The 10,350-nt window shown below is 33.3% G+C and carries 11 protein-coding genes, 1 tRNA gene and 1 pseudogene; 2 read left to right on the top strand and 11 right to left on the bottom strand.

The genetic code is table 11. The annotated features are described in order from the left end of the window. Positions 1 to 238: 238 nt before the first annotated feature. The 5 genes from CD147_RS10910 to bshC form a co-directional block, all read right to left on the bottom strand. Positions 239 to 2,542: a penicillin-binding protein gene (locus CD147_RS10910; protein ID WP_103167494.1), complete on the bottom strand. Its 2,304-nt coding sequence runs from the start codon at positions 2,540 to 2,542 to the stop codon at positions 239 to 241. Then, the gene (ftsL, locus tag CD147_RS10905) at positions 2,523 to 2,924 is read right to left on the bottom strand and encodes a cell division protein FtsL (protein ID WP_103167493.1); all 402 of its coding nucleotides are present in this window, start codon (positions 2,922 to 2,924) and stop codon (positions 2,523 to 2,525) included. Before ftsL ends, CD147_RS10910 begins: the two co-directional genes overlap by 20 nt. 16 nt (positions 2,925 to 2,940) lie before the next feature. Next, positions 2,941 to 3,876 (bottom strand): 16S rRNA (cytosine(1402)-N(4))-methyltransferase RsmH, encoded by a 936-nt coding sequence (gene rsmH / locus CD147_RS10900; protein WP_103167492.1) that lies wholly within the window; start codon positions 3,874 to 3,876, stop codon positions 2,941 to 2,943. 14 nt (positions 3,877 to 3,890) lie between these two features. After that, positions 3,891 to 4,322 (bottom strand): division/cell wall cluster transcriptional repressor MraZ, encoded by a 432-nt coding sequence (mraZ, locus tag CD147_RS10895; protein ID WP_103167491.1) that lies wholly within the window; start codon positions 4,320 to 4,322, stop codon positions 3,891 to 3,893. Between the two features lie 142 nt (positions 4,323 to 4,464). After that, positions 4,465 to 6,078 carry a bacillithiol biosynthesis cysteine-adding enzyme BshC gene (gene bshC / locus CD147_RS10890; protein ID WP_103167490.1) on the bottom strand — a complete coding sequence of 538 codons (1,614 nt, stop codon included), beginning with the start codon at positions 6,076 to 6,078 and terminating at the stop codon, positions 4,465 to 4,467. Positions 6,079 to 6,271: 193 nt separating this feature from the next. Here bshC and CD147_RS10885 point away from each other — a divergent pair, with 193 nt between their 5' ends. Next, entirely contained in the window at positions 6,272 to 6,718 is a 447-nt protein-coding gene (locus tag CD147_RS10885; protein ID WP_103167489.1) for an N-acetyltransferase, read from the top strand. A gap of 115 nt (positions 6,719 to 6,833) precedes the next feature. Here CD147_RS10885 and CD147_RS10880 read toward each other — a convergent pair whose 3' ends face one another. The 5 genes from CD147_RS10880 to CD147_RS10860 form a co-directional block, all read right to left on the bottom strand. Next, a complete protein-coding gene (locus CD147_RS10880) occupies positions 6,834 to 7,526 on the bottom strand; it encodes a YjjG family noncanonical pyrimidine nucleotidase (RefSeq protein WP_103167488.1) in 693 nt (230 codons plus the stop codon). Positions 7,527 to 7,630: 104 nt separating this feature from the next. Beyond that, positions 7,631 to 7,765 (bottom strand): beta-class phenol-soluble modulin, encoded by a 135-nt coding sequence (locus CD147_RS10875; RefSeq protein WP_103167487.1) that lies wholly within the window; start codon positions 7,763 to 7,765, stop codon positions 7,631 to 7,633. A gap of 63 nt (positions 7,766 to 7,828) precedes the next feature. Continuing rightward, positions 7,829 to 7,963, bottom strand: a complete 135-nt coding sequence (locus CD147_RS10870; RefSeq protein WP_103167486.1) for a beta-class phenol-soluble modulin — start codon at positions 7,961 to 7,963, stop codon at positions 7,829 to 7,831. 51 nt (positions 7,964 to 8,014) lie between these two features. Beyond that, entirely contained in the window at positions 8,015 to 8,146 is a 132-nt protein-coding gene (locus CD147_RS10865; RefSeq protein ID WP_103167485.1) for a beta-class phenol-soluble modulin, read from the bottom strand. 33 nt (positions 8,147 to 8,179) lie between these two features. Continuing rightward, positions 8,180 to 8,314 (bottom strand): beta-class phenol-soluble modulin, encoded by a 135-nt coding sequence (locus CD147_RS10860; RefSeq protein WP_103167484.1) that lies wholly within the window; start codon positions 8,312 to 8,314, stop codon positions 8,180 to 8,182. 865 nt (positions 8,315 to 9,179) lie between these two features. On the opposite strand from CD147_RS10860, the gene CD147_RS10850 reads away from it, so the two are divergent. After that, positions 9,180 to 9,253: transfer RNA gene (locus tag CD147_RS10850), tRNA-Arg, on the top strand. A gap of 671 nt (positions 9,254 to 9,924) precedes the next feature. On the opposite strand, the pseudogene CD147_RS12135 reads toward CD147_RS10850, so the two are convergent. Then, a pseudogene (locus CD147_RS12135) lies at positions 9,925 to 10,350 on the bottom strand (N-acetylmuramoyl-L-alanine amidase); the annotation flags it as partial.

The following is a 10,350-nucleotide window of genomic DNA, read 5'->3' as shown; positions in this document are numbered from 1 at the left end:
AGATGTGTATAAGAGACAGGCATAATATTCTCCTTTATGTATATTAAATTTTTAAATTATTAATTGTAAGTTATATTTTACTGTACTCAGTTTATCAATTTTTGAAATAACATTATATAGATTTAAGCAAGATAGCAAGTAAGGGGCAAGGATCATCTTTGTATTATGTCCTCTCCCCCACCTCGCAATTCTATACTTAATTATTTTAATAAAACAGGTACAAGCAGTATCTCAAGTGTTAATTCGAATCGCTATTCGAATCATTATTTGAGCTAGATTCATCATTATTGCTTGAGGAAGAATCACTTTCATCCTCACTACTTGAATCATCCTGTTTTGAAGAAGCATCACTTGTAGCGGATGAACTATTATTCGAATTATTAGATGTAGCATCTGGATCATCTGTAGATAATTCAACTTCTATCTTACTGTTATCTTTTAATGTCGTACCATTAGAGATAGATTGTTTCGTGACATAACCGCTTCCTTTGGTTGTCACATCGATACCAGTTAACTCTTGGAATGCAAGGACGTCATCTTTAGTCCAACCCTTCATATCTGGCATAGTTATATCTCCGTCAGTTAGTAATAATACTTTACTGTTTGGTAATAACTTTTTATCGGCTTTTACTGATTGAGATTTAATGTTATCGCCACTGCCAATTATAATTGGTTGTAGGTTTTCAGATTTAAGACTATCTTGTGCTTTATCTGAAGTCTGTCCTACGACATTTGGTGCTTTAGTATACTGAGCAGTCTTAGTTTCATCTTTTTTAGAGCCTACATTGAGATATTTCAGTGTATTTTCCATAATAGGTTTAAAGGCTTTACTTACCCCATATTCATACGCTTCTTGATCGTTTTTCTGAGCTAAACTCATACCAGCATAGACAATAACTTCAGGGTCTTTCTTAGGTGCATCGCCAATAAAGCTTACAAAGTATGGATTCGCACCTTTAACGTAACCTCCACCGTTTTGGTCAGCAACCTGAGCGGTCCCTGTCTTACCTTCAATATCATAGCCATCCACGCGATAGTTCATCGCATGGCTTTTCTTACTATTTACTACTTTATCCAATTCAGTTTCAACTTTATCTGCGGTTGACGCAGTGATTGGTTTACCTGCGATTGTCTTTTCACCTTTATAGAAAGTTTTATTAGAAATTGGATTATTAATACTTTGCACGAACCATGGTTGCAACATATTACCTTTATTAAAGAACGCTGATTGTGCTTGTAGCATCTGAACTGGTGTAACTGTTGTCGATTGACCGAATGCAGACGTTTTTTGTTGTAACTCGTTTGTCCAAGCAATGTTACCTGAAGCTTCACCGTCAAATAAGCCATTAGTAGTTTTACCAAATCCAAACCGTTCGTACCAAGACTTCATCTTATCTGCACCTACTAAGTCTTGTAAATGCATCATTAATGTATTAGATGAATATGTGAAGCCAAGTGACATAGGAATTTCACCCCAACCTGACTTGTTCCAGTCTGAAATACGAGATCCCATAATGTCACGATGTCCTGATTCAAACTTTTTATTTGGATCAAATTTACCTTCTTGAATTGCTGCAGCTAATCCATACGTTTTAAATGTTGAACCGGGTTCATAGGTATTTTGATATAAATCGTTCGCCCATTTTTTACCGAAATCTTTACCCGTTTCTGGATTAAACGTTGGTCGTTGACTGAAAGCTAAAATTTCTCCAGTTTTAGCATCCATAACTACTGCAAATAGGTCTTTTGATTGATATCTCTTAACCATGTCATCTAATGCTTCTTCCACAAACACTTGAATGTTGGAATCGATTGTTAAATGAACGTCATCCCCACGCTTAGGCGCTTTTTCATTTTTAGTGTTTGGAGCTATATATCCCCAAATATCTTGTACATAGGATAATGCACCTTTCTTACCACTTAAATAACTATCGAATATTTTTTCTACGCCTAAAGCACCTTTTAATTCACCTGTATCGGGATTTTTTTGAGCCATCCCAATTAAATGTGAAGCAAAGTTACCATTAGGATAGAAACGTTCAGTTTCTGGATATAACGTAATACCAGGTAATTTCATTTTTTCGAGCTTTTCTTTATCTTGATAAGTTAGGTTCGACCCTTTTTGACCAAATTCAACCTGGAATGCTTTCTTTTGGTTAAGACGTTTTTCAATTTCTTCAGGTTTCATATCGATAACTTTCGCTAATTGTTTAGCAGTTTTCTTTTTATCGACCACGTGACGTGGTTTGTCACTATTATCACTCGCACTTTTATCTATGACTGCTACCACCTTAAACCTTTCAACGTCTTCCGCAAGGATATTTCCTTTCCTATCATATATTTTTCCTCGTTCAGCTTGTTCGTTATTTTGAACTAAATATTTTTCATTAGCTCGCATAATCAAATCTTGGCCATCCGAATGACCCGTTAACATAATATATGAATATCTTAGAACCAATATAAAAAAGAGCAGTCCGAATATACCAACAAGGAGGACTGCTCCTAATTTATTTTTTCTAATTTTAATTTTTCGCTTCGCCATTAGTACGCACTACCTTTACATTATCGTTCTTTAGGCTCATTCCTTGTTCTTTTGCCTTATCGTAAATGCGTTCGTAAGAAGAATTTTTCTTAATTTCAGATTGAATTGCGCTGTTTTCACTTGATTGTTGTTCTATTTTTGTTTCTAAATCTGCAATTTTCCCATTAGTATCATACGCATCCATTTTTAAAGATAGCATATAGATAGCGATGACAGCAATTGCAGTGACAAGCGTTATGTATAAGAACTTCTCAAATCTTGTAAGTTGGACTACAACCTTCTTAGTAACTGTACGGGTCTGTGGTTCAGTTTGCGGTTGTTGCTTCGGTATGCTGTTGTGCTGGACTTCATTATATGGTTCATATATTTTTTCTACAGCCATCTTCTTCAATTACTCCTTATTTTAGTATTTCTGCAACACGTAATTTAGCACTACGCGCTCTATTATTCTCGTCTAAATCTGAATCAGTTGCTGTGATAGGTTTGCGATTCACTCTTTTTAATTTAGGTGTATACGCTTCAGGAATAATTGGTAACCCTCTAGGCACGTCAGGACCTTTTTCATATTCTTGGAAAATTTGCTTGCATAATCGATCTTCCAATGAATGGAAAGTAATCACTGATATTCTGCCACCTACTTTAACTAATTCAATTGCTTGTTCAATTGAATCTTCAAATGCAGATAATTCATCATTAACCGCGATACGTATAGCTTGAAAAACTCGTTTGGCAGGATGACCACCTTTTCGACGAGCTTTAGCCGGAATACCTTCTTTAATGATATCTACAAGTTCTAATGTTGTTTCGATTGGTTGTCGTTCACGATGCGCTTCAATTCGTCGTGCGATTTGCTTTGAAAATGATTCCTCACCATAACGGTAAAACGTCTTAACTAGCGCTTCAAACGACCAGTTATTCACTACTTCGTAAGCGCTTAATTTTTGGGTCTGATCCATTCTCATATCTAATTTTGCATCGTGATGATAACTAAATCCTCTTTCAGGGATATCTAGTTGAGGACTTGAAACCCCTAAATCGTAGTAAATACCATCCACTTTTTCAATTTCTAATTTTTTTAAAATGTCAGTTAATTCTCTAAAGTTACTGTGCACAAACGTGACTTTGTGTAGATGATCTTTTAACACTTCTTTAGCATTTTCAATAGCGGAAGTATCTTGATCTATTGCAATTAATCTACCGTCATCGTTCAATTGATTTAATAAATAGAGTGCATGTCCCGCACCACCAAGCGTACAGTCTACGTAAATACCATCTTCTTTGATGTCAAGATAATCAATTGTTTCTTTGAGCATGACGCTTATATGATGAAACACGGTTAATTCCTCCATTAAAAATCAAAATCTATTAAATCTTCAGCAATATCCTCGAAACTTTCTTCAGATTCATTATAAAAATCATTCCATGTTTCTCGATCCCAAATCTCAATTCGATTTGAAACACCTATTACTGTACATTCTTTAGTTAAGTTAGCGTACTTCCTCAAGTTTTGAGGTATATTGATACGCCCCTGTTTATCAAGTTCAACTTCAATGGCACCAGAGAAGAACATACGCATAAACTTACGTGCATCTTTTTTTGTCATCGGTAAGGTTTTCATTTTATCTTCAATTTGTTGCCATTCTTCAAGTGTGTAACCAAATAAACATTTATCAAGGCCTCGCGTGATAATAAATCGTTCATTTAAGTCATATCTAAACTTAGACGGAATAATCATACGACCTTTAGCATCAAGTTGATGCTCGTATTCTCCCATGAACATTATTATCACCTCACCTTATTTATAATTTACCACATCTCACCACTATCCTCCACTAATTCTGTAAAATATCTTAAAATTCTTTATAAATATATAAAAAGACCCATTCTATCTTATTGATAAAATGGGTCAAATACTTATTAAATCAAGGTTTGATTATAATTTGTTCAAATGTATATTCAAGTGGTGGATAGGTGGAGGGGCTGAACACATCTATCCCAAAATCATTCATGATTTGTAGTGGATTCCATATTCTTTCTTGCAAGCCGTGGAGTGGACGTAACACATGTTCTAACTCTCTAAAATGTTTCATGCTAATATCGTTCTCTCTTTCGATATTAAGTAAATAGCGTTTTAACAAGTAATCAAATTGATCATTATGAATTTCATTATTCTTGTTCACTAAATTTACGTTATCTTGATTACCCTCTACTTCAGCTAACAAATGTTTATAAATTTTAGCGTGCTCCGCTTTAAGTTCTTCGACTCGTTGAATAAAGTCTTCCGAAGCCTGTTCACGAACAAACTTTGTTCTATCATTTTCAATACCTAATTGAATCACATTATCTGCTTTCAGTTGATATTGGTCTAATAGCTTATCTGTTCTTTCAGTGATATACGTCATTTTCATTCGTGATAAGACGATAGGCATCTCTACGTTTAAGAGTTTGAATACTTCGTTTAATTCTGCCCAATATTTAATTTCACTAGGTCCCCCAACAAACGCCACTGTATTAAAGAGCCACTCTTCCATCACTGGCCTTGTTACTACATTATTAGAAAAGCGTTCCGGTTCAGACTCGATTAAACTTAATATCTCTTCTTTTGAAAATTCAACATCCGATTTACTTAGTTTGAAGACGTCTCCCTCTTTAGTTAAGAGTTGTCGCATATTATCTTTATGTAAGAATAAATGCACATTTGTTTCCGTTTGAATCATTTGTTCTAACCCTAACGTCTTTGTTTGTTGTTGAGTAGACCTAAACGCTTCATCAATTTCTTGATGCTTTTCAATTATTTTTTTTAACAATGGTTTTTCAAGTTGACGTAATTGGTCAAATTGCGCATCAATAAATAATACACCATGTTCTTTGAAAACTTCATGTAACAATCCTTTAAATAAATCTGTCCATGTATCAAACTGGTTTATGATATTTAAACATTTATTGTAAAGTGGTTTGGTATTTTCAGTTTCTTTTAATTCTTTGAAAAATTGTTTCAAAGTCTCAATAAGTGCTTCTTTATCTGGTGAATAACGCGACACATTCGTTTCAAGTGGCGTCATAGTATGGTATTTTATTTTATGCAATTGAGCTTCTTTTGAATTGTAAACGTAAGTATGGTTTACTTCGTCAAAATCATGATCTTCACCAGCAATCCAAAATACAGGCACAACCGGTTTATTATGTTCCTCACTTAATTGATTGCTTAATATTACAATGGACAGTATTTTATGAAATGTATATAAAGGGCCACCAAACATTCCTGCTTGTTGTCCACCTATGACTACCTTCGCACCATTTTCTAGTGCTTTTAAGTTTTCTTGTTGAGACGCAGTTATATCTAAATCAGACATATATGCCCCGATAATTTGCGCTAACTGTTGTTCTCTTCCATTATTCGAACTATTCATTCTATTAATGAAGCTTGATTGTTCAACCGGATTATATTGATAAAATTTTAATAGTTGTTCGTCACTATTTTCTAATTTAGTAATAAACGCATCTTTTTCTTTAAAATATGTTACTTGACAGTCCATACCCATACTCCTTCAACATTGCTATTACTCATATAGTATAAAGATTATAGCACTATCTGACAATTTTACGGCTTACATATGAAAGAAATATTTTTCATTTGTGACTTCAACACTTCTTCCATTATTCAATTAAATGAAATTTACCTACTTTTTGCGTTATAATAACATAAAATAAATAAGGGGGCATTGCAATATGAGTGAAGTGAAACATCTTGAAATCAATTATAAAACTGATGAATTATTTGAGGCGTTCAGGGCATTCGGCAATCAAGATTTATATATGGTAGAAGAGTTTAATGGACAAATGATTGATGCGAGCTCTGACTCACCATTCTATGGCATCTTCAATGGGGAAAATTTAGCTGCCCGTATGGCACTATTAAAAAAAGGTGACGTAGAGGAAAAGTATTTCCCAAAATATGATGACTACCTATTATTATGGAAATTAGAAGTTTTAGAACAATATAATAATCGAGGGTATGGAAAAGATTTAATTGACTATGCTAAATCTTATAATATGCCTATTAAAGCAATCGCACGTCAAGAATCTAAAGAATTTTTAATTAGTCATGGGTTCGAAGATGTTCAAGCAAAGAATCCAGAAGGTCACGATGTATTAATCTGGGCACCAAACAACTAATAGCTTTTAATAAATATCACAACCTGAGATGTTGAGAATAGCGTTTAGACTTTGATATATAATCAGTCGTACAAAGTATAAACATTGCTATCCTACGTCTCAGGTTGTCGGCTATTTAACCCTTCTCAATTAAATCCACTAATTCAGTTAACGTTGTAATTTCATAATCTGGTTGAATACCTGTATTATTGTCTTTCCCTCTAATGTTAAACCAACATGTAGCAATATTAGCGTTCTTTCCTCCCAATATATCAGAGGTTAAAGAATCTCCAACTATTATTGAATTTTCACGTTTGTCATTACCAATCTTTTTGAAAATAAAATCAAAAAACTCAGTCATTGGCTTTTGATAACCAGTTTCCTCAGATATAAATACATCATCAAACATCTCTTTATCTTCTAGTTGAGCAATACGACGGTTCTGGGTATCTGTCACACCGTTTGTCACTATATATAATTCACACATTTGTGATAAACGATCAAGCGTTTCTAAAGTTGTATCGAAATGTTTAAGTGGTGCTTTAGCCAATTCATCTCTAAATATTACATCCGCCTCTTTCCCATCAACCTCAATATTATAATGATTAAAATATTCTATAAAACGATGAGATAATACTTCTTCTTTCGTTAACTCATTCTTTTGAAAAGCTTCCCAATGTGCTTGATTGACTTGCTTGAAAAACTGAAAATCCTTTGCAGTAGGATAATGATTATAATGCTTCGCCATATTATGAAACGCCTTATCCTCAGCATCGTAAAAATCTACAATTGTGTCATCAAAATCCAGTAAAATTGTATTGTATTTCATACCTGTACATCCTTAATTATTTTTATGTATACAGTTTAACAGAAAATGTATTAGCAATAAAAAAAGACCAGAGCGTTTGCTCTGGTCAACTATTATGATAGCTATTAGAAACCGAAGATTTTTCCTAATACACTTACTCCGTTTTCTACAATTCCTACGATGCTTGTACCTAACTTAGCCCAGTCTTTGTCTTGTCCAGCTTGTACTGCGTTTGCGATTGCTTCTGCGATTTTTTGCATTATAATCTCTCCATTTCTTTAATTTTTTAATTTAGTAAATTTGTATTTTGTATTATTGCTTTATTAGAAACCGAAGATTTTTCCTAGAGCGCTTACTCCGTTTTCTACGATACCCACGATGCTTGTACCTAATTTAGCCCAGTCTTTGTCTTGTCCAGCTTGTACTGCGTTTGCGATTGCTTCTGCGATTTTTTGCATTATAATCTCTCCATTTCTTTATTTATTAGCATTTTGTTTTTATTGATTAAATTAGAAACCGAAAATTTTTCCTAAGAAACTAATACCATTTTCTAAAATACCTACGATGCTTGTACCTAATTTAGCCCAATCTTGGTTTTGTCCTGCTTGTACTGCGTCTGAAATTGCTTGTACTATTTTCATGTTAAATTCTCCATTCCTTTTTTATTTTTTATATTAGAAACCTAAATATTTGCTTAGTAAACCTACACCATTTTCTACAATACCAACAATGCTTGTACCTAATTTAGTCCAATCACCATTAATACCAGCTGTTACTGTATCTTTAATTGAGTTGAATAAACCTTCCATTTTATACACTCCTTAAATTTGATAGGTAAAATTCTTAAAACGATTGTTAGGTTGTTGTGTTTAACTATCGTTTTGATACTTATACTATAAAGTCCTTCTTCCATCTATTGGCTCTTTTTTCTTAACTTGGACATTAATCATCAAAACTGTAAAGCAAAGATTGTAAATCACACACTTAGGAATTCAAATATGTTTTGCAAAATCTGACAATTCTGCAAACGTTTACAATACCTTTACACTGGCTTTACAGAGCTGATTATTATTTATCTTTCTTTAATATAACTACGCAAATTTTATATTTATTAATAATGAGAAATTATGAAAAATGAGAGGGTATAAGAGGATTTTGTAGTATAGTAGGTAATATATGTCCAATTCATTTATAAGAAGAGGTATTTTATGTATTTAATTTTAGCTATATTCACTTTTATTAGTGCTATAGTAAGTATGAGTTTTTCCATACAATCTAGCTATATTAGTCGATCAACCATTTCTTACTACGCACTTTCACGTAGCCTTTCAGCAACTGTTCTTTCTATCATTACGTTAGTTTTTATCAATAATAATTTCCTAATTATTGTTTCAATTTTAATGATACTTATACAATTCTTTGATGGCTTTATAGGGTTAATTATGAAAAATAAATTTAAAACTATTGGCCCTTTCTTAACAGCGCTCATTAATTGTAGTTTGTTAATTATATTTATTATTATTTAAACTCTGATGTATATTGAGTGTCGCTCTATAGATAGAATTGTAAGTTACAATTACACGTAATTAGTGAAAAATATAAACTTTTTTTATATGATAACTATTGCTAAATAAGTTTTCTTTAGCTATAATAATTGTTGTGTTAAAAAATTATGTCCTGGTAGCTCAGCTGGATAGAGCAATGGCCTTCTAAGCCATCGGTCGGGGGTTCGAATCCCTCCCAGGACGCTATTAACCGAAAATTAAACACTTTTCGAAATTAAGAATCCCATAACGACGGGGTTCTTTTTATTTTGCCTATTAATAACACACCATATAATACAAATTTTTAGGGACTTTTTAGGGACCCGAGCCCCTCACATAAAAAAAGCCACGCTCATAAGAACATGGTTTGTGTTTTTTTGAAAATTACGCATAAAAAAATAACCGTACCTATTAAGATACGGTTACTAGACGTCTATCAAATGAGTGGTCAGTTACTTACTGCTAAACGCAAGCAAGACCTCCGTACATATAAAAACGTAACTCCGACTATTTACATAACCGGGTACGCCAGTGCTATGCACTGTTTCCTCACATTTATTATAACATAAAAAGCCATAACCCGAATAGAATTATGGCTAGATCGTTTAGCGTTAAACTATGTTTATATTATAACATATAAAGAGGCAACCGTCAGTAACGGTTAACCTCAAGTACACTCCGCAGATATGTACCGCAATTTCTATTTGATTATAACACAAAAAACAACCGCCCAGTGACATGCGTAGGCGATTATACATATAAAAGGAAATATTTATGAGTGCATGTGAATTGATTATAACATAAAAAATAGGGCAGTCACTTGGACTACCCTAAATTGGAGGGTTCAGATAATGTTCTATACATAGTATAACACACTAGAATACTTTTGCAATTCTTAAACGCTCATACCATATCCAACCGTTGTTATTTTTTGAATAAACACGACACCAACCGTCTTTAACTTCAAATACATAAAATTGGCTATAACCCGCTCTATAAACATCGTTTGTTGTATACCATTCCTTACCTTTAAATTTAACTAAAGTGGCTCCGTAATGGTCAACTCTTGCTCTAAATCTGGCCTTAGATGATTTCTTCATACTTCTAGGTGGAATGCTACCAACTTTTAATCCATTAGTGCTATCTAGTTTGTTTTTTTGGTTAACTACTTGTTTATTCGGTTTATTCGCTAATTTACTCCCACCTGAAGTTTTATAAATATCTTTAACGATAAGACGTTCATACCATACAAAACCGTTATTGCTAGCACTGTATACTCTAGCCCAACCATCACGAATTTC

The sequence above is a fragment of the Staphylococcus devriesei genome, from assembly GCF_002902625.1.
In the GTDB taxonomy this organism is placed as follows: domain Bacteria; phylum Bacillota; class Bacilli; order Staphylococcales; family Staphylococcaceae; genus Staphylococcus; species Staphylococcus devriesei.
The sequence above is the reverse complement of the archived record's forward strand: the minus strand, read 5'-3'. Positions and strand labels throughout refer to the sequence as shown.